Raw genomic sequence first — 22211 nt, 5'->3', positions numbered from 1 at the left:
GACCTACGCGTTACGAGTGCGTTGCTCTACCAACTGAGCTAAGCTGGCGTTTCGTACAAGAGAAATTATAGAAAACTTCTACGAAAAAGTAAAGTAAGATTCTTCTTAAAAAGCGATTACATGAAAAAAACTTGAAAATATGCTAAAATTAAGTATGTGAAAAAAGGAGGCGTTCCAAACAGATGGCTACATTTGGCAAAATAGAGGCACACGTTGATCCTTCCGAAGTCGGGAAAAAATTCCCCGTAAAGACACACGTCATGTTCACTATTCGCGGTCAATCCCAAACTGGGGTGGTCGCTAAACAATTGAAAAACGCAGCAGTCATTGAAATTGATGAGAAGCAAGATAATGAAGACTTGATTACTCATTCCAATGGCGTCGTCGTTGTCAATTATAAGCAAATGAAAAAGATTTAGTTTTTCAATCAAAAAGAGCGAACCGATCAACGGTTCGCATCTTTTTTATTTTGTACCGAATAAACGGTCACCAGCGTCACCTAGACCAGGAACGATATATCCTTGCTCGTTCAACTGTTCGTCTAATGCCGCAGTATATATGTCAACATCTGGATGTGCTTCTTGTAAAGCTTTTACCCCTTCAGGTGCAGCGACTAAACAAACAAATTTCATGTTTGACGCGCCACGTTTTTTCAATGAATCAATCGCCATAATCGCTGAACCGCCTGTAGCTAACATTGGGTCAACGATGAATAATTGACGGCTATCGATATCCTCTGGCATTTTGAAGAAATATTCATGTGGTTCTAACGTTTCTTCATCTCGGAAAAGTCCAATATGCCCAACTTTCGCAGCAGGGATCAATTCTAAGATACCATCTACCATGCCTATCCCGGCACGCAAGATCGGAACGATCGCCACTTTCTTTCCTGATAAAGTTTTTTGAGTTGATAACGTGATCGGTGTTTCGATCTCGATATCCTCCAATGGCATATCACGAGAAACTTCGTATGCCATCAGCATCGCGATTTCATTAACTACTTCACGGAAAACCTTCGTTCCACAATTTTTATCACGAATAATCGTTAATTTGTGTTGGATCAATGGATGATCGATTACTTGAAACTTGCCCATAATAAATTGCTCCTTTATTCTGCATCTTTCCTAATTATAAGACAACTGGTATAAGAAAACTAGTCTAATGTGCATGAATTGGATGAGAATCTGTTAATTCTAAAACAGCTTTGCGGATCGCTGCTAATTTTTCTTCATCACCTTTAGATTGCAGCGTTTCAACGATCAATTCAGCAACTTGCTTCGCATCCTCCTCTTCAAAACCTCTGCTTGTAATCGCAGGTGTTCCGATGCGAATCCCACTAGTTTCTTTGAAGCTTTTTGATTCAAATGGGATCGAGTTTTTGTTGACAGTAATATGCACGCTATCCAATAATTCTTCTGCTTCACGTCCTGTAATGTCAAAACCTGTTACTTCGATCAGCAGCAAGTGATTGTCGCTAGATCCAGAGATCACACGTGTTTCAGGTGTCTGATTAAATACCTTGACCATTGCTTGCGCATTTTTTAAAACTTGTTCACTGTACACCTTGAACTCTGGCGCTAAAGCTTCCTTGAAGGCTACAGCTTTACCTGCAATTACATGCTCCAACGGTCCGCCCTGCAATCCTGGGAAAACAGCACTGTTGATTTTTTTAGCCAAATCAGCATCGTTAGTCAAGATTAGGCCGCCACGAGGTCCGCGTAAAGTCTTATGTGTTGTTGATGTTACGACATCGGCATAAGGTACTGGGTTGGGATGCAAGCCTGTTGCTACTAGTCCAGCGATATGGGCCATATCTACCATTAATTTTGCATCGACTTCATCAGCGATTTCACGGAAACGCGCAAAGTCAATTGTCCGACTGTAGGCACTGGCACCTGCCACAATCAATTTCGGCTGATGTTTCCGCGCCAAAATACGAACAACCTCATAGTCGATCGTCTCTGTATGCGGATCGACACCATAGCTGACAAAATTGTACAGCTTACCGCTGACATTTACTGGCGAACCATGTGTCAAGTGACCTCCAGCTGATAGATCCATTCCTAAAACCGTATCGCCAGGTTGGATTAATGAAAAATATGCTGCCTGATTAGCTTGCGAGCCAGAATGCGCTTGTACATTGGCAAATTCTGCATCAAACAGTTCTTTTGCACGATCAATGGCCAAGTTCTCAACAACATCGACAAACTCACAGCCGCCATAATAACGTCGGCCAGGATAGCCTTCCGCATATTTATTGGTTAAGACGCTCCCCTGTGCCATCTGCACTGCTTCTGACACGATGTTTTCTGAGGCGATCAACTCAATATTTTGTTCTTGACGCTCTGCCTCGTTTTCAATTGCTCCCCATAGTTCGGGATCTAGTGTTTTGTAATCCATCCCAACGCCACCTTTCAATTTTCTGATTTAAGTATACGAAAGTTTTTGAAGATAATCGAATCTTTTGTTTACTTTTCACTAAAATAATTTTGGCCTGCCGCTTTCTTTAAGCGATTCATATAAGCCAAGCCCAAATGATCCTCTGGAAAGACCTCCGCGAAGATAATATCTGTCTTTCCTGCTTCATCCAATGCCCGCAATCCGCTGAACAAGCCGCGTGTTGCGGCTTCAACTGATTGATCAGCAAACACAAAACGATCCGCTGAAGAATACTGATCAGCAATTCGCGGTGTCGCAAGCAAGCCAACTTTTTGATCGTTTGACCTTGCCCATGCTAAAGCTTTATCCCAATCATCAGGAGCAATCATCAAAACTGGGGTATCTGGTGAATAATGCTTGTACTTCATACCTGGAGCTTTGGGTGTCTCGCTTTCCTTGACCAGATGCTTATCTAAAGGAATTTCTACACCCAAGACTTCTTCCAATGCTTCTTTAGTGACAGCACCTGGCCGCAAAATTGTCGGTACTTCATTACTTAAATCTAAGACTGTCGACTCTACACCAATTTGTGTTGCACCATCATCTAAAATCCCAGCGATTTTTCCCTTTAGGTCATGAAATACGTGCATCGCTGTGGTTGGACTTGGCTTTCCTGAAGTATTGGCGCTTGGTCCAACTAGCGGTGCCCCTGTTTTTTCAATTAAAGATAATGTTTTTTTATTATCTGGCATTCTGAAGGCAGCTGTGGATAACCCGCCTGTCACAACAGGGTTCAAACTGCCTTCTTTGATACTAAAGATCAAAGTCAGCGGTCCTGGCCAAAAGTGATTAACGATTTTTTTGGTGAAAGGATGATAACTTTCAACAAAGGCTTTTGTCATTGAAAAATCAGCGACATGGACGATCAATGGGTTGTCGCTAGGACGCCCTTTGACCGAAAAAACCTGTTGCACTGACTCCGGCAAAAGCGCATTGGCACCTAGTCCATAGACGGTCTCCGTCGGAAAAGCCACCAGTTCCCCACGAGACAATAACTCCGCCGCTTGATCTATTTCTTCTGTTTGAAAAATTTTCGTTTCCACAGCTTCTCCACAGCTCCTTTTTCTAACTTTCCTGCTATAAATACTTTCTATCTAGACTTATCCCCTTATTGTGGATAAGCGAAATGTCAAGTGTGCATAACCATGTTGATAACTTTTTGTGCGTTTAAACCCCATTGCTATCGTGTTCTTTTATTATTTTTCGCGCAAAAAATAATTTTTAGAAAACAACCACCATTCGATCATTTCCGGTCATGTCCTGATGGATCCTCACCTCTTTTTCCGGATAGACCAATTGAAAGATCTCCTGCACATCGCTCCCCTGACGAAAGCCGATCTCCAAGAAAATCATCCCATCTGGATGGAGAAGGTTACGACTCTCCGCTGCAATTTTTTGATAGATCGCCAGACCTTCATTTTCAGCGAAGAGGGCCGTTTTAGGCTCATAGGTTCGGACACTTTCATCCATTAACTCCCACTCATTTTGGCTGATATAGGGAGGGTTGCTGATAATAATATCTTGCTTTTCAGTAATTGCCGATAACACATCACTTTGCCTGAAATCGATAGCCGCTTGCAATGTTTCTGCATTTTCTTCAGCAACGTTTAACGCCGCTTCTGAAATATCGACAGCAGTCACCTGCCAGCTTGGTCGAGCCAGTTTCAAGCTAACAGCAATCGCCCCTGTACCAGTACCGATATCAACAACTTGCTTGGGTGCATTGTCGTTCATGGATAAACAAAGAGCCACTAGCTCCTCCGTCTCTGGCCGCGGGATTAACGTGTCCTTTGTTACTTTGAAGCGATGATCAAAAAAATATTCATAGCCCAGCAAGTATTGGGGCGGAACGTTAGCCATCAAACTTGCTAGATCCTTTTCGATCAACGCTTCATCTGCAGAAGAAATCTCCTCTCGCAAATGCAACAGCCAATGGGTCTTATCCCAATTTTTGCGAGCAAGAAAAAGGTATTCGATTGCGTAGCCTTCTTTTCCTGCGGCTTCTAAAAAAGAAGAAGCCCTCGATAGGACTTCTACATAAGTTTTAGCCATTCTGCATCTCTTCCAATTTCTTGGTTTGATCGTACATAATCAAGGCATCAATAATCTCATCCAGCTTACCTGCTAGAATCTGATCCAATTTCTGAATTGTTAAACCAATACGGTGATCGGTCACACGATTTTGCGGGAAATTGTACGTACGGATACGCTCTGAACGATCACCAGTACCCACAGCAGATTTACGACTTGCATCATACTCGCTTTGTGCTTCCTGTTGAATCTTGTCATAAACCCGTGCACGTAAGATTTTCATCGCCTTTTCACGGTTTTTGATCTGAGAGCGTTCATCCTGCATGGCAACAACGATCCCGGTTGGAATATGCGTCAAACGAACAGCCGATGCAGTCTTGTTGACGTGCTGTCCGCCGGCACCGGATGCGTGATAAATATCCGTCCGAATATCCTTATCAGCCAGATCTATCTCTACTTCTTCCGCTTCCGGCATAACTACTACAGTCGCAGTCGAGGTATGAATACGTCCCTGAGATTCAGTCGAAGGCACACGTTGAACACGGTGCGCGCCGCTTTCATACTTCAATTTTGAGTAGACATTGTCACCAGTGATCATCATAATAACTTCTTTGTATCCACCAATACCTGTAACGTTGGCCTCCATGACTTCAGTCTTCCAGCCTTGATTTTCAGCGTATTTTTGATACATATTGAACAGATCGCCAGCGAATAATGCCGCTTCGTCGCCTCCAGCGGCTCCGCGAATTTCCATGATGATATTTTTATCATCATTAGGGTCTTTAGGTAATAGAAGAATCTTGATCTCATCCTCTAAAACTTCTTTTTCTTTCTTTAAATCAGACAGCTCTTCTTTTGCCATCTCAGCCATTTCAGCATCTAAGTTTTCACCTAGCAATTCTTCTGCGTCACTGATTCCTTCCACCACTTTTTTATAGCGGCGATAGGTTTCTACCGTATCTCGAGTATTGGCCTCTTCTTTTGAAAGCTGCATGAAGCGTTGGGTATCACTGATAACCTCCGGGTCACTCAGTAATTCACCAAGCTCTTCATAACGATCTTCGATAGCCTGCAGTTGATCGTACATGGATTGTATTCCTCCTAATTAATTATTCTTTTAAACTAATCATTTTTCATTGAGAAAAACGAAGATAGGTTTCATCACATCAATAAGTCCGCTAATTCTCACCAGCAGAACTGGTTATTTCTGGGTGTAAATAATGTTTGCGGCAAACAGGATAATACGCTTCATTTCCCCCTATTTGAACTTGATCCCCTTCGTAGACTGGTCGACCGTCGATATAATGCAGGTTCATTGTTGCCTTCTTATGGCAAAACCAGCAGATTGTTTTCAATTCTTCTAATTTATCTGCATAGAGCAGCAAATATTTCGAGCCTTCAAACATTTCATTTCGAAAATCATTTTTCAAACCAAATGCCATCACTGGGATATCTAAGTCATCTACAACTTGCGCCAATTGCACAACATGCTCTTTCGATAAGAACTGTGATTCATCGATCAAAACACAATAAGGCTTATAATCAAGATTTTTAATAAAGTCATAGATATTGGTCTCAGAAAAAATCGGTACCGCAGGACGACTTAAACCGATCCGACTGGAGATCGTCCCCACACCTTCACGTGTATCTAAACCGCTAGTCATCAGTACCACTGGTTTATTCTGTTCCTCGTAATTATGAGCAACCTTCAGTATCTCAATCGTCTTGCCGCTATTCATCGCGCCGTATTTAAAAAAAAGCTGGGCCATTTCTTGTCACCTTTCCCTTTTGTTCCTATCGTATTATAGCGGAAAAACTGGATTATTTACAGTAATAATTTTCATAGGAAGAACGTCTTAGAAGATTCAACAATTATTTTCAACAAAGTCACAGGCTATCTTTTTAAGAATATAAGCCTTCAATGCTATAATTTCGTGGTAATTATTTTATATAAATAGGAGGTTTTTTCATGGAACAATCGGTCAAGAAGAAGCGTCACAGTTTTCCTTCTGCGTATACGGTCATCATCATTGTACTGATTTTGGTTCAAGCATTAACATTCTTTATTCCTTCAGGCAAGTACAGTACCTTGACTTATGATAGTGAAAGAGATAAATTCGCGATCACAAACGCGCAAGACAAAACAATCATGGAACCAGCAACACAGAAAACATTGGACAAATACGACATTCATATCAAAGTCGACAAATTTCGCGATGGAACAATTTATCGTCCAGCTGCCATTCCAAATTCCTATAAACAAATCACAAAGCCCAAACGTGGGATCACAGGCACTATCACACAATTTTTAAAATCCCAAGTGCAGGGAATTACCGAAAGTGTTGATATAATGATTTTCATTCTGATTTTAGGTGGGGTAATTGGGATCGTTAATGCGACGGGTGCGATGGATGCCGGTATGATGCGCCTTTCAGAAAAATTAAAAGGAAAACAAAAATGGTTGATTGTGATCGTTACGACATTGATTGCGATCGGCGGAACGACTTTTGGTTTGGCTGAAGAGACCATTGCCTTTTATCCCATTCTGATTCCAATTTTCCTACTAGCAGGCTATGATACACTCACGGCAGTCGCTACGATCTATCTCGGAACGGCGATCGGAACAATGGGCTCCACGATCAATCCCTTCTCCACAGTTATTGCATCTAACGCAGCAGGGATTAGCTTTACTGACGGTATGCCGTTACGGATCTTGATGTGGATCTCTGCTGTTGGAATCTCAATTCTTTATACAATTCGATACGCAGAAAAAGTTCGGCTAAATCCAGCGGCCTCACTGGTTGCTGATCAAGCAGAGAGCGATCGCGAACGTTTCTTAGGCGGGCAGCAGCGAGAGAAAAATGGAGATTTCACTTCCCGTCAGAAATTCTCATTAATCGTCTTTGTATTAGGCTTTGTTGTAATGATCTATGGCGTACAGCAGTTGGGCTGGTATTTCACAGAAATCGCGGTAGTCTTCTTAGCAGTCACGTATATTCTCGCTTTCGTCTCTGGTTTAGGCGAAAAGAAATTCATCGACAGTTTCGTTACAGGCGCAGCTGATCTGTTAGGTGTTGCCTTAATCGTCGGTCTGGCACGCTCTGTCGGTATCGTTATGGAAAATAGCTTCATCAGCGACACGATCATGAACTTCTTTAGCAATGCCATCAGCGGGATGAATAATGTCATTTTCATCTGGTTTATGTTTTTAGTATATGTTATTTTAGGATTCTTCATTCAATCGTCTTCTGGTCTAGCAGTACTATCCATGCCGATCATGGCTCCTTTAGCCGATGTTGTAGGGATAGACCGTGCGTTAATTGTTGATGCCTACAATTGGGGACAAGGATTGATTGGCTTAGTCGCTCCAACCGGATTGATCTTAGTGTCTCTTTCGGTAGTGAATATCGGTTTTGATAAATGGATAAAATTTGTGACCAAGCTGCTAGTTACCATTATCATTCTGATTCTTGTCTTTTTAGCAGCTGGTGTGTTGATTTCTTAAGCGTTGAGGAAAAGGTTTAAGAAAATTTTGGGGCTAGTTGGTTACAGACAAAACAGGATTCTCCCTCGAAAACCGAGGGGGAATCCTGTTTTGAAAATTGTTCACGCCAAAAAACTCATGATAAGGTCGTTTTTTTCATCGTTTGTCTCAGCAAAAAAATCAGTTGCTCAACTACTATTTATTTCCCCTTTCCCTTTTTTCCTTTCTTTCCTTTTTTGTTCTTGTTACTTTTACAATTTTTCTCGCTGTTTTTAAGCATGAAAAAAGACATGAATCTAATTAGACTCATGTCCTTTTTCGGCTAAATATTTTTGATGCCAACTATCATCAACTTGTCGCGTTCCCTCTTTGAAAAAGACGCTTTCCGTGCCAGCTTCATTGGCGGTTTGATAGTACCATTTTTTCCAGCGCAGAAAATCAAGCTGGGTCTGCAGCTCACGGATTTTCCTTTCCAGAACAGCTTCTTGTTCTATCATAAAAGCATAGCGCTGTGGCAAGGTCTGATCCCCTTCCACGCACCAGTCCATAAATTTCGCGATTTCTTTGACAGGAATCCCGGAACGCTTTAGGCAATCAATCACTTCGATATAGCCCAGATCGTCTTCCGTAAATACTCGGCGGCCGGCAGTATTTTTCTTAACAAATGGCAACAAGCCGGCCTTATCATAGTATCTTAAAGTATCTTGCGAGATCCCATACATGGCAGAAATATCGCCAATCAAAAATGTTTTCATTTTTTTGAACTTCCTTCTTGACTTGGAGTTAACTCCAGGTAGTAGAGTAAGTGTATCATAAATTTGAAAGAAGGCAATTTATATGAAAAAATCGTTAGTTGTTATTACCGGTGCAAGTTCAGGATTTGGTGCGGAAATCGCCAAGCTTTTTAATCAAGCTGGTTTTCCCTTACTTTTGTTAGGTCGTCGGGTAGAAAAAATTGAAGCACTCCCTTTAAACTTTGATAACGTCTTAATCGAACAAGTTGATGTGACGGATTATCAAGCTTTTGAAACCAGCATCAGAAAAGCGGAAGACGTATACGGTCCAGTAGATTTATTGATTAATAATGCAGGCGTGATGCTCCTTGGTAACGTCTTGAATCAAGATCCAGCAGAATGGCAAACAATGCTGAATACAAATGTAATGGGTGTGTTGAACGGGATGCAAATTGTTCTCCCTGCCATGAAAAAACGTAAACATGGGACTATCATCAACATGTCTTCTCTGGCTGGTAAGAAAACTTTTACTAATCATGCAGCCTATGTTGCATCAAAATTTGGGGTTCATGGTCTAAGTGAAACAATTCGTGAAGAAGTTTCTGGTTCAAATGTCCGTGTTTCTCTAGTCGCTCCCGGCGCTGCAGAAACAGAATTATTAACTCATGTAACAGATCAAGGAGCTTTGACTGATTACCAAGCTTGGAAGGAAAGCATGGGCGGGATTACTCTAGACCCTGTCCACGTTGCAGAAAGTGTCAAATTCATTTACGACATGCCGCAAGAAGTAACGATACGTGAAATCGATATTGCTGCAACAGCTCAAGACGCCTAATCGTAGGCTATATTCCTCTACCTTTCTCCTGTCAAAACGGCGGGAGTTTTTTTTACGGAAGCGTGATATACTGTCTCTATTGTTAAAAATTTTCGATAGATGATTTAAGGAGCTTTTTATGAAGTTTGATCGACGAGTAAATTTTCTCAAAAAAAACTGGCGAAAAATAAATAATCGTTTTTCTTCGATTCAGATTATCGTCTTCTACTATTTGGCTATGACGGTGCTCTCGTTGTTTTTATTCAGCTTGCCGATTTTTCGCGAACCAGGTTCACATGTTTCATTCCTTGACATGGTGTTTATGGCAATCTCAACGATTTCAGTAACAGGTTTAACAACCTTTGATATTAATTCAGTGTTCAACGATACAGGTGTCTTGATGTTGGAGGTGCTCTTCCATATCGGCGGCTTGGGGATCATGATGATTACCACCTTCTTTTTTATTGTGTCCAAGCGCCGAATCACATTAAAGCAGCGGCAATTGATAATGACGGACATGAACCAGCCTCGGCTTAGCGGAATCGTTAATTTGATTCGGATCACCTTCACGATGTTATTAGCGATCGAAGTTCTTTTTGGCACGATCTTTTCGATTTATTTCTATTTCGCAGGGTACTACCATAAAATTTCTCAAGCAGTCTTTTTTGGTTTTTACCAAGCGATCTCAGCAGTTACGAACTCTGGTTTTGACGTAACAGGTGAATCGATTATTCCCTTTTCTCATGACGTCTTTTTCATCATTACAATAATGGTATTGATCTTTATCGGCGGGATTGGTTTTCCAGTCTTGATGGATTTTCATGGATGGATTTACCACAAAAAATCAAAATCACGAATTCCTTTTCGCTTTAGTCTCTTTTCAAAAATTGCTTTGTTAGCATTTTTCGTGCTCTTTATCGGCGGAACAGTAGCGATTTGGCTGTTGGAGAAAGATCATAACTTCTCAAACATGGGTTTGTTCGATCAATGGCTCAATTCGTCCTTCTACTCCATGACAACACGAAATGCCGGTTTGCAAATCCATGATCTGAATTTGTTCCAAAATACAACATTGATCATTTTCTCTCTCTTAATGTTTATCGGGTGTTCCCCTAGTTCTGTTGGCGGCGGTATCCGAACTACGACAATCGCAATCATCGGTTTGTATTTGTACTCTTTCTTGAAAAACGAGAACGATATCAACATTTTTGGTCGTAAAATTGCTCAAGAAGATGTGCGGAAATCGGTGGTCGTCTTCATGCTTTCTGCGGGAATGTGCCTTTTCAGTATTCTCTTTTTGACAGCGACAGAAGATCATTCTCTGATTTCGATTATCGTGGAAGTTACCTCGGCATTTGGAACTACAGGTCTTTCTTTAGGTATTACTGATGACCTTTCCAATACCGGTAAAATCATGATCGCTGTTTTAATGTTCATCGGCCGTGTCGGGATGCTCTATACATTGATGCTCTTTGTACCAAAAGAAACTCAGGACTTAGGCTATGAATTTCCAGAAGAAAAGATTATTATTGGCTAGGAGCAAATAGTTGCTCCAGCCTTTTTTTGTGAGCTGCATGTTGCTTTTTTACACGCTTAGCGAGATCACTTTCAAAATGATCAGCAGAATCACTTCTAAAAATTAAGAATAAGGAAAGCTATTTAAACTTTTTTTTCAAATATGATAAGATGAATTAAATTTGTTACAGACATGGAGGATGTGTAATGGGGTTACGAAGTCAACTGGCGATCTCAGCCGGCAAGACCGCCCAATGGGTATTAAAAACGTTCTTTAAAGGTGGATCAAGCTATCCTGGTCAGCTTGCTTTAAAGATGGATCCGAAGATTTTAGATACACTAGTAAAGGACTATAAAGTTGTTGTCGTGACAGGAACCAATGGAAAGACCTTGACGACTGCTTTGACCGTAAATATTTTAAAGCAAGAGTTTGATTACGTATTGACGAATCCGACTGGTGCAAACATGGTGCAGGGGATTGTTTCAACCTTCCTGAATGCCAAAGGAAAAAAGGGCGGCAAAAAAATAGCTGTTTTAGAAATCGATGAAGCCAGCTTGAGCAAAGTAACAGAATACATCAAGCCGGAGCTCTTCTTATTCACCAACATTTTCCGTGATCAAATGGATCGCTATGGTGAAATCTACACGACGTACAAATTGATCGTCGACGGTGCGGCGAAATCACCGAACGCGCCCATTTTATGTAATGGGGATTCGCCAATCTTCAATTCGCTGGAAACAATCAATCCAAGAAAATATTACGGATTTGATCATTTACCTGATGAGGATCAGGATGCACACTACAATACCGATGGTTTGCTTTGTCCAAAATGTCAGCACATCTTAAAATATAAAATGATTACCTATGCAAACCTCGGAAAATACTATTGTCCAAACTGCGGCTTCCATCGTCCTGAGTTAGATTATAAATTAACTGAGATGAAGGCGATGGACAACAAGTCCTCTGAATTTGTGATTGATGGGCAAGACTATAAAATCGAAGTTGGCGGCATGTACAATGTCTACAACGCTCTTGCGGCCACCGCTGTAGCAGAATATTACGGCGTTTCCAAAGAAAAAATCAAGCGCGGCCTAGGCTATGATGAGAAGGTGTTTGGACGCCAAGAGGAATTTGAGATCGATGGAAAAAAATGTACATTGGTCTTAGTAAAAAATCCGGTTGGTTTGAATCAGGTGATCGATATGATCGGCTTAGCCCCTTATCCATTCTCATTAGTATCGCTATTAAACGCCAACTACGCTGATGGAATTGATATCAGTTGGATTTGGGACGGCAATCATGAAGCTTTTGCAGAGATGGATATTCCTGCTGTAATCGCTGGCGGTGACCGCCACACCGATATGGCCCTTCGCTTGAAGGTCGCAGGAATTCCAGAGGATAAGCTGACCGAGACAGAAAGCTTGACGGATGTTATTGAAAAGATCAAACTGTTGCCGACAGAACACGTGTATATCCTTGCGACCTACACAGCAGTTCTTCAGCTACGCAAAGAATTGGCCCAAAAAGGCTACATTGATGGAGGTATGGATCGTGGCTAAATACGAATTAAACTTAGCACATTTATACGGAAATTTATTGAACACTTATGGTGATAACGGCAATCTCTTAACCTTGAATTATTACGCCAAGCAGATGGATATCGAGATCCATTCAGAGATCGTTAGTATTTATCAAGCGTTTGATCCTGATAAATTTGATTTTGTTTTTATCGGCGGTGGTCAAGATTACGAGCAAGTCATCGTTTCAAAAGATATCCAAGACAAAAAGGAAGCGTTGATCAAATATATCGAAAATGATGGCGTACTGCTTTCAATCTGCGGGGGCTATCAGCTATTAGGGCACTATTATATCGGTGCTCATGGTGAAAAAATCGATGGCATTGGTGCTCTGGATCACTATACCTTGAGTCAGGACAATCATCGCTTTATTGGTGATATTGAGATTCATAATGAAGAATTCGGCGAGACCTATTACGGCTTTGAAAATCACAATGGTCGCACATTCCTAGGTGAAGGCGAACGCCCTCTTGGAACCATCGTCAAAGGGAACGGAAATAACGGTGAAGATCAAGGTGAAGGTGTCATCTACAAGAATGTCTACGGATCTTACTTCCACGGACCGATTCTAGCTCGGAACAAATCATTGGCAATCCGGTTGTTACACACTGCATTAAAGAACAAATATGGCAAAGATATCGATCTGCCAGAGTTATCATAAAACAAAAAGATCGTCAGCTTTGAGCTGGCGGTCTTTTCTATTGGAGTAGTTTTAAAGTTGAATCTAAAGCGCCGCTTCTAAACAGAGAAAAAACTCACAATAATCGGCATCGAAATTGCTCCAACTACAGCAAGAAACAGCACGACGAAAAAAATACCTTTTAGAATGGTTTTTCCGGCCTTCACTTCGATAGTATTTGTAAATCGAATACCCAAGAATGAAAGAACAGCTATACAAATCAAGAGACAGATTTCTAATGGTAGAAACAGATTACCAGAAAGATTGCTATAAATAAGGATGAATGGGACTAGAAATAACCCTGCAATAAACGCGATGATTGAGATGCCTACAAAAAGTAATCTTTTAGCATCCTTATTCTTCACAAGTAATGCGACAGACGCTCCGCCTACCGCACTTGCCACCAGTATAACGATAGCAGATATCATAGTGGCCAACATAAAGAAAGCAAAAATAAAAAGTGGTAAAACTAAAAAGACATGGAACATAATGAGTACCTCCCAGTATCGTTTTTCACTGAGTCATTTACAGGTTCTTTAGAGATTTTTTCCTAGAAATCTCGCGAGGTTCAATATAATTATGTTCATCGTACCATATTCTCACGAGAGAAAAAAAGAGTCTTGTGAAATATCGATAACAGAAAAAATGATCAGCACTGAAAATCAGGCTGATCATTTTGGTTTATTTTTTTCCTGGTGTCGAAGCGATGATCTTCATTTCACCTTCAACTTTCCATTCAGTAACTTGTGCTGGTAAAATGCAGCTTGTACCAGGCTTCATTTCATAGCTTTGACCATCAACGACCAAATTACCATATCCTTCGACGACTGTCATTAAAGTGTAGTCGCCTTTCTTTTTAAGAGAAAGTTCACCCATGACATCCCATTCGTAGACATTAAAAAAATCCGTCTTCAAATAGGTGATCACAGAAGAAGTCCCTTTCTTGCTTTCACTTACTTCCAATTCTGGACTGATAGCTGGAACTGTTGTCACATCGATCGACTGTTGGATGTGCAGCTCACGTGTATTTCCTTGATCATCCTTACGATCATAGTCGTATACACGATAAGTCGTATCTGAGCTTTGTTGCGTTTCTAAAATCATGATGCCTTTACCGATCGCATGGATCGTTCCGCTTGGAACATAGAAAAAATCACCTTTTTTGACCGGTACGCGACGCAAAAGATCATCCCAGCGTTCTTCTTCGATCATTTCTGCTAACTCTTCTCGGGTATTCGCATTATGTCCGTAAACGATCTCTGAGCCTGGTTTAGCGTTGATAATGTACCAGCACTCTGTTTTTCCTAATTCGCCTTCATGCTTCAACCCGTAGCTGTCATCTGGGTGTACTTGGACGGACAAGTCATCTTCTGCGTCTAAAATTTTAGTCAATAATGGGAACACATCTCCATCGGCATTTCCAAATAACTCACGATGCTCTTTCCAAAGGTCACTGACCTTCCAGCCTTTATATGGGCCGTTTTCTACAATACTGACACCATGAGGGTGTCCGCTGATCGCCCAATCTTCTCCGATTTTATCGTTTGGAATATCAAAGCCAAAAACGGTGTGTAGTTGATCTCCGCCCCAAATTTTCTCTTGAAAAACTGGTTGTAAAAATAATGGTTCCATGATAACTGCTCCTTTTTCCTATTGTTATAGTTTATTTTTAAGCCGTTTATACTCTAAATCGCTCTTCATAACCTGGGATTTAGGGTGTATATTCTTTCCCACTAACTAGCAGCGAAAAATTAGGCTGACATTCTTTACTTTTGATAGTTTTTTTTCCGCTCATTCAAATAGCAAACTAAAATTTCATCACGATGAGCCACATAACTGGCACGATGATCCTCTAAATGAACACGATTTGACAGAAAAATAAAAGCTGATTTTTTTACGATATCCAGCAATATGAATGTTCCTGTATAGCCTGTATGAAAAAGCAGCGGCGATTGATCAAATGGACTGAACTTTAAATCCCACCCAATCGATCGTTTAGCCTTTCCTGTTGGGGTTTGATCGCAAAGTAATTCTTGAACTGTCTTGTCATGCAAATAAATAATATCGCTAACACGCCCAAGATTCAAATACATTTTTGCAAATTTACTTAAATCTTTCATATTTGTAAAAAGCCCAGCATTTCCTGCATGTGCCGCTAAGACACGTGCCTTTGGATCGTGAGTCGATCCTTTCAAGATCGTTCCATCGGCAAGCTTTTGCGTCGGTACGATCGTATCATACGGCGGTTGAGGCAAAAATTCACTATCAGTCATTCCAAGCGGTCGTAAAACTTCTTCTCTAAAAACCTCGACAGCATCTTTTTGATAGATTTCCTCAATCAAAAAGCCTAGCAAAATCGTTCCCGCATCAGTATATTGAACAACTTCTCCAAGCTTCTCACCCGGTTGCAAGGTCAGATAGGCCCTACGCAGCTCCTCAGCATTTAATTGGTCCCGATTCGGAATATAAGTCTGAATATCTGACGTATGAGTTAGTAAATGTCGAACAGTGATCGTCTCATTTTGAAATGCCGGAAACAGCTCATGAAGGGTTTGGTCCCAAGACAATTTGCCTGCTTCCTTCAGCTTCAGCATAACAGTCGTCGTACAAACAACTTTTGTCAAAGAAGCGACATCAAATCGAAAGGCTTCCTGCATTTCAATCATCGTTGGCTCGATTTGTGCATAGCCTAAAGTTTTTGTCTCCTCTTCATCCTCTTCAATAAAACGAAGAACAGTGCCAGGAAACACACCTTCTCGCATTTTTTTCTCTATTAAGCGAAGGGTTTCAGGATACATAGCGGCCTCCTTAAACATATTTTTTAAAAGTATAGCATAATACAGAAAAACAAAACTTCTTAGCGTTTTAAAAATTTTAGTTGGTTAGTGTTTAGAATTAAAGAGGACGAAATTATAGCATTTAAGGAGGCCTGTTTTATGAGTAGGAGACTCAAACAAAAACTGCTTTTCTACATATTGTCCTCAGCCTTGATTCTTTTTGCGGATTTTCTGTTGGACGATGGGTCATTTAAAATGTTTGGGTTCTTTTAACAGGAGTCATTTCAGCCATTTGGATAACTATTTCTGTTACACCCTTCATTTGAACAGCTCATGATACAATAAAAAAACCGCGATTTCTCGCGGATTTTTTTACTTCAATACGAACCACCATTCAATGCCTGCTGCATCATAAAGAGTAATCAAGGATTTCTTTTTATCACAAAAAAAGTTTAGCTGCTTGTCACTCAAGTGCTTCGATAATTCCAATAGTTTAGTTTTTGAGACCTTAAATTGCAGAAAATCCAAGCCCAAAACCTTATCCGTTGGTAAATCAATTGTGCCGCCAGTCGCTGTGCTCAATCCTACATTAAACTCGCCGCGGTTCAAAAGTATTTCCTCATCGCTTTCATCATGTACCTTCAAGCCTAAGATGTCCGCTAAGAATGCCTGCTGCTTTTCAATATCACTGACATTCAGATGGATCTTATCGAAATACGCTCCATGAATTTTTTCCCGTTTTGTTGCTTTTTTTTCTAACTCGGTAAAATCGATTTTGATTGGTTCCGAAGTAGAACGTTCTTTACTAGGAGCATAGAAAATTTCGATCTCATTTCCTTCAGGGTCTTCAAATAGCAAACCCTTTTCATCATCAGCCTGTAAGGCGGATTTGACTGGATAGTCTTCTTTTTCTGCCCGATAATAAACGTTCGCTAGCTCTTCTAGATTCGGTACAACGAGTGAAAACCGTTGCATTTTTTTAATCTCACCACGATGTTCATCTGCTCGCGGACTCTCTTCCAACCAAAGCAATTCACTGGCTGGATCTTTGTATCCTAGAATCGCCAATTCGTTTTCTTCCCGCAATAAATGCAGGCCGATGATGTCACGGTAGAAATGAATCATTCCGTCACGATCTCGTACACGAACAGCGATCGTTTTTAAATTAAGTTTCCCCAAATGAAAATTTCCCATTATTCTCTTCCCTCCATCACTCCTATTTTAACGATGCCATCGAATTCACGCAAGCAATATCCTTCTATAAAAAAATGACTTCTATCCTTCTGGTAGTGAAAAGTGCCTATTTAAAAGAAAAAACCACTGTTTTCGACAAATACAATAAAAATGCTTATCAATATTTTCCTAATCTGAAATATTTTTGAATGATTTCTTTACTTTTCGTCAAATTCCAGTAAAATGACTATGATAACACTTGTAATCAGACTATAAATCGATTAAAGTTAGAATCAATATTAAGAAAGAAAAGGCTGTAGAAAAAGATGAATTATTCAGTAACAACTAAAGAATTTATGCTGCTCGCTGCAAAAGGCCCTGTAGAAGTTTTAGATTTAAGAGACCCTGATTTTGTTGACTCTTTTGATTTATTAGAAGGATCACACGTTACTCGCATTCCATTGACCCAGTTGCCCAATCGTCTAAGCCAACTTGACAAAGGTAAAACGTATTACCTCTTCACTCAATTCGGTGGTCGTTCGAAAACGATGGCGCAATTTTTACGCAATGAAGGCTTCCAAGTAGCGAATGTCATTGGTGGTACTTCCGCCTATGAGGAATATCTTGCAAGTTAACAAAAAAAGTTTTAATTGAATATTTCAAGCAGATAAATTGTTTGTTTTAGATATTTTATGTACTATTCTTTAGTAACTAAATTTAAGGAGTGTTAGTTTTGGCAAATGTTCTAGTAGTGAATGCACACCCGTTGTCCGCAGAAGACTCACAAACGGTGACTGTTTTAGATACCTTTATAGAAGCGCACCAAGCAAGCCATCCAGAAGATGTTTTCACCATGTTGGATTTATATTATACAGATATCCCTGAGATTGACGGTGATCTTTTATCGGCTTGGAAATCTTTGCAACAAGGTACCGAATTTACTGAACTAAGTAATCTTCAACAAGAGAAGGTTCGCATTTTCAATGAGTTCACTGATCAGTTTTTAGGCAGTGAGAAAATCGTCATTGCCAATGCTTTATGGAATTTAAATATTCCAACAAAATTGAAGGCTTGGTTTGATACAATCAATGTTGCTGGTAAAACCTTCAGATATACAGCAGAAGGACCTGTTGGATTGGTAACTGACAAGAAAGCGATCCATATTCAATCAAGCGGCGGTACATATAATGGTCAAGATTTCTCAGCACAGTATGTTAAAGGCATCTTGAATTTTATTGGTATTACTGATTTTGATTCCATCTACATCGAAGGTGCTGATTATGATCCAGCCAGAGCGCCTGAGATTATGGAAGCGGCAAAAGAAAAGGCCAAATCATTGGCTGCGCAATTCTAGTCTTACTTAGAGAATAAAAAATCCTGTCGATTATTCGACAGGATTTTTTTCTTCGTCCTCATAAAGATTTGAGACCCCTTTATACCATTCAAACACATGGATCGCGATAACTTTTGCCACCGCATAAAAAGGAATTCCTAAAATCACACCAGTAATACCAAAAATCTTCCCCGCTGTCAGCAGTACAAACATAATCGTCACTGGATGAATCTCTAATTGATTCCCCAAAACCAACGGTGAAACAATCCGTCCTTCGATCGTTTGTTCAATCGTAAAGACTATAATCACTTTGACCAACATGATTGGCCCTGTAACGATCGCGATAAAAATTACCGGTACCATCGCTAAAAACGAGCCTAAATAAGGAATCAGATTTAAGAATCCGGCTAATATCCCTAAAGTGATCGCATAATTCATGCCTACTAACGAAAATCCGACGATAAACATTACCGCTACTGCAAATGCTACCGTTAATTGGCCGCGAATATATGAAGCTAATTGCGAATTCATTTCAGTCATAACTCGTAACGTAGGTTTGCGAGCCTTAGTAGGTAAAAACTTCAGAATGTAAGGCGCTAACTGACCACCGTCCTTCAACAGGAAAAACAGAATAATCGGTGCTGTAATAAGCGCGATTACCACTGTTGCTAATGTTGAAACGACACTGCCTAATCCCTGTAAAGTCACCCGTGAAAGCTTTTGCGCGGTTTCCGTCAAAGACTCCAATATTTTTTGCAAGCTATTGTCAATGTGCTGTTGAAACGGCTTGAAGGATGGGTCTTTAAATATCTCGCTTATCTTATCACTGATGGTATCAAAGTACCCCGGCAGGCTCCGCATCATGGAGCCGACTTGCTCTCTGATTTGAGGAATGATAACGACGATTCCCCAGATTAGCAAAGCCACAACTGCGATAAAAAGTAAGATGATCGCAAAGGTTCGCTTCAACCCTTTTCTTTCCAGGTAATTGACTACCGGATTCATTAAATAGTAAAGAATCCCAGCTATTATGATTGGCAGTCCAACGATAGCAAAAAATTGCCCCACCGGCTCAAAAAGATACGATACCTTCGTAAACACCAATGCAATCAATAGCAGCAATAATACAATGATCAACGCTACAACCACTTGGCTATTTAAAAACCATTTCCAAAACCACGAGGTCTTTTGCGTTAATTTCTTTTTATCCACTCACTCACACTCCTACTGATAACTGATTTTCATCCCAACTTCCAAATCTGGAAGCTTTTCCGGGGTGACATAAATCCCATTTGGAATCACACCGACTTCTTCTTGAAAGAACACAGTCGCATGTCCAATCTCATTTAAATTTTCATTGGCTAATGGTCCCACACCATTTACTTGATAGCTTTGATCACCAAATATCAGTTGTCCGCCCTTCTTCAACTCAATGGTTGTTTCACCAAGCTTCTTCTGAACGATCGAAACATCCAACAAATCTGGTGTAATCGTCTCACCAAAAAGAACTAAGATGTTTTCATCATTAATCGCATGTTTCCCAATTTGAGTAATTTCTGTCACTGTCATATGTCACGCTCTTTTCTCGTTTATTTCTCAATTATATCATAAAGTTAACGCTATCCAAGTGAGAATAAACTTGCTAGAATAGACATACAATGAAGGAGGTTTTTTGATGATCCACAAAATAATTTTAGGTACCTATACACGACGCATCAGTCAGGGAATTTATCAAATTCAATTAGATACTGCGACTGAGACGTTAACGAATTTGGAATTAGTAACAGAAGAAACAAGCCCTACCTACCTTGCCAAAAGTAAAGAGAACATTCTTTACTCCGTAACAAGTCGTGAAGGTCAAGGGGGAATATCTAGTTACGATCCTCAAAATACATTTATGAATGCGGCAACAGAAGAAGGCGCTTCACCTTGCTATGTCGCCGTTGATGAAACTCGTCAATTGGTTTACGGCGCGAATTACCACAAGGGTGAATTGAATACTTACAAAATCCAGCCAGATGGTTCTCTTGAAGCTGTCGCTTCTCTTTTCCATAAGGAACCAACTGGACCACATAAAAATCAGGACAAGGCACATACCCACTACACGGATCTTGCACCGGATCAACGCTTAGTTGTTTGCGATCTGGGAACAGACCGGGTCTATACTTATGATGTTACCGACGCTGGCGAAGTTGAAGAGAGTGCTGTTTACGTGGCAGAGCCTGGTACGGGACCACGTCATTTAGTCTTTCATCCAGTTCAAAAAATCGCTTATCTTTTTGGAGAATTAGACAGTACTGTAACGGTTCTAGCCTATGATGAATCTGACGGCAGCTTTAAACAAAAACAGAAGGTTTCCACTTTGCCAAAAGATTTTGATGGCGAAAATGGCGGCGCAGCGATCCGCGTATCAAATGATGGCCGTTTCTTGTATGCATCAAATCGTGGACACAACTCAATCGCAGTCTTCGCAATCGCTGATGACGGTTTGAGTGTGGAGATGATTCAGTCAGTCTCTACTGAAGGTGATTTTCCAAGAGATTTTGCATTAAGTCCAGATAATAAATACGTTGTTGCAGCTAACCAAAACAGCGATAATTTGACTCTCTATCGCCGCGATAACGAGTCTGGCTTATTAACGATGATTCAAAAAGATGTTTTCGCCCCTGAAGCTGTTTGTGTATATTTCGAGTAGAAAGGAATCAGCTATATGGATAAAGAAGCAGTTATCGAACGATTGAAAGAAGATTTGGGATTGCCGAATTTTAAAGGTCGATTAGAAGAAAAAGAATACACTGAAGAAGAATATCAAAAAATCAAAAACGATTTAAATGATTACTTCGAAAATTATGTCAGAAATATCGAGAACTAGAAAAGTTGGGCTCAAGCAAATTTGCTTAAGCCCAACTTTTTTTCTTTATATAACAAAACCCTCCATCTGATTCTCGCTGAACAAAATACAAAAAAAGAAGCACCGATCGGCAAATCGGTGCTAAAAGGAGTATTACCTAAATGCAATGAAAAAGAAAAGGTTGTTATTGGTTATGAGTTAATAATACTCGATTCTTTTCCATTTGTATTTAAAATAACGTTATAATAAAATTAGAAAACCTTTGTTCTCTTTGAATTTAAACTTGTTACTTATTTCAATAACAAATTTGTAACCTTCTGAATCGTTTTATAGATCGTATCTGTTGCAGCGTCTTGTTTTTTTTCAGCCGCATTAAAAGCTTCTTCATTCACTTCTGGCAACAAGCTGTCCGTCATTTCTTGACAACCAGCTACGTATTGAACATAAGCTTTCTCAAAGCTTTTATGGTTCCCCATTACTTTCGCTGGAGCCTTTAACATACCGATCTTTTCTAGATTTAGCTGATAAAATTGAGTTCCCTCTTTGAATAGCTCGTGAATCTCTGATAAACGCTCTTGATCGAAATCAGCCATGTTCTTTTCATCTAAGGCCGTGCGGATTTCTTCATAACTTGGATGTAAACGTTCACCCATTTTCTCTGTATTTTGGACGATCTCATTAATTTCTCTAGCATAAAACCCTGTATTAGGTCGCATTCATTTCTTCCTACTTTCTATCTTTTGATACCTTCATTTTACCGATTTTCAGCCAATATGCAAAGCTGCTCAGGAAATATTTAGAAA

General features: G+C 40.2%; 24 protein-coding genes. 10 read left to right on the top strand and 14 right to left on the bottom strand.

Features of this window, described 5'->3' with window-relative positions:
* Positions 1-182 precede the first annotated feature (182 nt).
* Positions 183-419, top strand: a complete 237-nt coding sequence (locus IGI67_RS17835) for a hypothetical protein (RefSeq protein ID WP_207108859.1) — start codon at positions 183-185, stop codon at positions 417-419.
* 45 nt (positions 420-464) lie between these two features.
* Here the strand turns inward: IGI67_RS17835 and upp are convergent, their stop codons facing one another.
* From upp to IGI67_RS17805, 6 genes are all read right to left on the bottom strand, one after another.
* Positions 465-1094 (bottom strand): uracil phosphoribosyltransferase, encoded by a 630-nt coding sequence (upp, locus tag IGI67_RS17830; RefSeq protein ID WP_207108860.1) that lies wholly within the window; start codon positions 1092-1094, stop codon positions 465-467.
* A 64-nt stretch (positions 1095-1158) separates the two neighbouring features.
* Positions 1159-2400 carry a serine hydroxymethyltransferase gene (glyA, locus tag IGI67_RS17825; RefSeq protein WP_207108861.1) on the bottom strand — a complete coding sequence of 414 codons (1242 nt, stop codon included), beginning with the start codon at positions 2398-2400 and terminating at the stop codon, positions 1159-1161.
* Between the two features lie 68 nt (positions 2401-2468).
* On the bottom strand, positions 2469-3482 hold the full coding sequence (locus tag IGI67_RS17820; RefSeq protein WP_429958593.1) for an L-threonylcarbamoyladenylate synthase: 1014 nt from the start codon (positions 3480-3482) through the stop codon (positions 2469-2471).
* Between the two features lie 178 nt (positions 3483-3660).
* Positions 3661-4491 carry a peptide chain release factor N(5)-glutamine methyltransferase gene (gene prmC / locus IGI67_RS17815; protein ID WP_207108863.1) on the bottom strand — a complete coding sequence of 277 codons (831 nt, stop codon included), beginning with the start codon at positions 4489-4491 and terminating at the stop codon, positions 3661-3663.
* Positions 4484-5557, bottom strand: a complete 1074-nt coding sequence (gene prfA, locus IGI67_RS17810) for a peptide chain release factor 1 (protein WP_207108864.1) — start codon at positions 5555-5557, stop codon at positions 4484-4486. Before prfA ends, prmC begins: the two co-directional genes overlap by 8 nt.
* A gap of 91 nt (positions 5558-5648) precedes the next feature.
* Positions 5649-6239, bottom strand: a complete 591-nt coding sequence (locus IGI67_RS17805) for a thymidine kinase (protein WP_207108865.1) — start codon at positions 6237-6239, stop codon at positions 5649-5651.
* A gap of 200 nt (positions 6240-6439) precedes the next feature.
* On the opposite strand from IGI67_RS17805, the gene IGI67_RS17800 reads away from it, so the two are divergent.
* Complete coding sequence (locus IGI67_RS17800; protein ID WP_207108866.1) at positions 6440-7975, top strand: YfcC family protein; 1536 nt, start codon at positions 6440-6442, stop codon at positions 7973-7975.
* Positions 7976-8250: 275 nt separating this feature from the next.
* Here IGI67_RS17800 and IGI67_RS17795 read toward each other — a convergent pair whose 3' ends face one another.
* Positions 8251-8709, bottom strand: a complete 459-nt coding sequence (locus IGI67_RS17795; protein ID WP_207108867.1) for a MerR family transcriptional regulator — start codon at positions 8707-8709, stop codon at positions 8251-8253.
* An 82-nt stretch (positions 8710-8791) separates the two neighbouring features.
* Between IGI67_RS17795 and IGI67_RS17790 the strand changes: the two genes are divergently transcribed.
* The 4 genes from IGI67_RS17790 to IGI67_RS17775 all read left to right on the top strand — a co-directional run bounded on the left by IGI67_RS17790 (position 8792) and on the right by IGI67_RS17775 (position 13256).
* Positions 8792-9523 carry an SDR family oxidoreductase gene (locus IGI67_RS17790; RefSeq protein WP_207108868.1) on the top strand — a complete coding sequence of 244 codons (732 nt, stop codon included), beginning with the start codon at positions 8792-8794 and terminating at the stop codon, positions 9521-9523.
* Positions 9524-9641: 118 nt separating this feature from the next.
* Positions 9642-11039: a TrkH family potassium uptake protein gene (locus tag IGI67_RS17785; RefSeq protein WP_207108869.1), complete on the top strand. Its 1398-nt coding sequence runs from the start codon at positions 9642-9644 to the stop codon at positions 11037-11039.
* 185 nt (positions 11040-11224) lie between these two features.
* A complete protein-coding gene (locus IGI67_RS17780; RefSeq protein WP_207108870.1) occupies positions 11225-12577 on the top strand; it encodes a Mur ligase family protein in 1353 nt (450 codons plus the stop codon).
* Positions 12570-13256 carry an adenosylcobyric acid synthase gene (locus IGI67_RS17775; protein ID WP_207108871.1) on the top strand — a complete coding sequence of 229 codons (687 nt, stop codon included), beginning with the start codon at positions 12570-12572 and terminating at the stop codon, positions 13254-13256. The genes IGI67_RS17780 and IGI67_RS17775 overlap by 8 nt, the downstream gene beginning before the upstream one ends.
* Before the next feature lie 77 nt (positions 13257-13333).
* Here the strand turns inward: IGI67_RS17775 and IGI67_RS17770 are convergent, their stop codons facing one another.
* The 4 genes from IGI67_RS17770 to IGI67_RS17755 form a co-directional block, all read right to left on the bottom strand.
* Positions 13334-13762, bottom strand: a complete 429-nt coding sequence (locus IGI67_RS17770; RefSeq protein ID WP_207108872.1) for a hypothetical protein — start codon at positions 13760-13762, stop codon at positions 13334-13336.
* Positions 13763-13955: 193 nt separating this feature from the next.
* The gene (manA, locus tag IGI67_RS17765; RefSeq protein WP_207108873.1) at positions 13956-14906 is read right to left on the bottom strand and encodes a mannose-6-phosphate isomerase, class I; all 951 of its coding nucleotides are present in this window, start codon (positions 14904-14906) and stop codon (positions 13956-13958) included.
* Between the two features lie 134 nt (positions 14907-15040).
* The gene (locus IGI67_RS17760) at positions 15041-16072 is read right to left on the bottom strand and encodes a serine hydrolase domain-containing protein (protein WP_207108874.1); all 1032 of its coding nucleotides are present in this window, start codon (positions 16070-16072) and stop codon (positions 15041-15043) included.
* A 351-nt stretch (positions 16073-16423) separates the two neighbouring features.
* On the bottom strand, positions 16424-17245 hold the full coding sequence (locus tag IGI67_RS17755) for a VOC family protein (RefSeq protein WP_207108875.1): 822 nt from the start codon (positions 17243-17245) through the stop codon (positions 16424-16426).
* 305 nt (positions 17246-17550) lie between these two features.
* On the opposite strand from IGI67_RS17755, the gene IGI67_RS17750 reads away from it, so the two are divergent.
* Positions 17551-17859 (top strand): rhodanese-like domain-containing protein, encoded by a 309-nt coding sequence (locus IGI67_RS17750; RefSeq protein WP_207108876.1) that lies wholly within the window; start codon positions 17551-17553, stop codon positions 17857-17859.
* A gap of 98 nt (positions 17860-17957) precedes the next feature.
* Positions 17958-18578 carry an FMN-dependent NADH-azoreductase gene (locus tag IGI67_RS17745; RefSeq protein ID WP_207108877.1) on the top strand — a complete coding sequence of 207 codons (621 nt, stop codon included), beginning with the start codon at positions 17958-17960 and terminating at the stop codon, positions 18576-18578.
* A gap of 30 nt (positions 18579-18608) precedes the next feature.
* Here IGI67_RS17745 and IGI67_RS17740 read toward each other — a convergent pair whose 3' ends face one another.
* Positions 18609-19769 carry an AI-2E family transporter gene (locus tag IGI67_RS17740; protein ID WP_207108878.1) on the bottom strand — a complete coding sequence of 387 codons (1161 nt, stop codon included), beginning with the start codon at positions 19767-19769 and terminating at the stop codon, positions 18609-18611.
* A 12-nt stretch (positions 19770-19781) separates the two neighbouring features.
* Positions 19782-20126 (bottom strand): PTS glucitol/sorbitol transporter subunit IIA, encoded by a 345-nt coding sequence (locus IGI67_RS17735; RefSeq protein ID WP_207108879.1) that lies wholly within the window; start codon positions 20124-20126, stop codon positions 19782-19784.
* A gap of 106 nt (positions 20127-20232) precedes the next feature.
* Between IGI67_RS17735 and IGI67_RS17730 the strand changes: the two genes are divergently transcribed.
* Both IGI67_RS17730 and IGI67_RS17725 read left to right on the top strand, forming a co-directional pair.
* Complete coding sequence (locus tag IGI67_RS17730; RefSeq protein ID WP_429958592.1) at positions 20233-21252, top strand: lactonase family protein; 1020 nt, start codon at positions 20233-20235, stop codon at positions 21250-21252.
* A 15-nt stretch (positions 21253-21267) separates the two neighbouring features.
* Complete coding sequence (locus tag IGI67_RS17725) at positions 21268-21429, top strand: hypothetical protein (protein ID WP_207108881.1); 162 nt, start codon at positions 21268-21270, stop codon at positions 21427-21429.
* Between the two features lie 269 nt (positions 21430-21698).
* Here the strand turns inward: IGI67_RS17725 and IGI67_RS17720 are convergent, their stop codons facing one another.
* A complete protein-coding gene (locus IGI67_RS17720; RefSeq protein ID WP_429958591.1) occupies positions 21699-22124 on the bottom strand; it encodes a hypothetical protein in 426 nt (141 codons plus the stop codon).
* Positions 22125-22211 lie beyond the last annotated feature (87 nt).

Origin of the sequence: Enterococcus sp. AZ196, from assembly GCF_050498845.1 — a bacterium.
GTDB lineage: Bacteria > Bacillota > Bacilli > Lactobacillales > Enterococcaceae > Enterococcus_A > Enterococcus_A murrayae.
The sequence above is the reverse complement of the archived record's forward strand: the minus strand, read 5'-3'. Positions and strand labels throughout refer to the sequence as shown.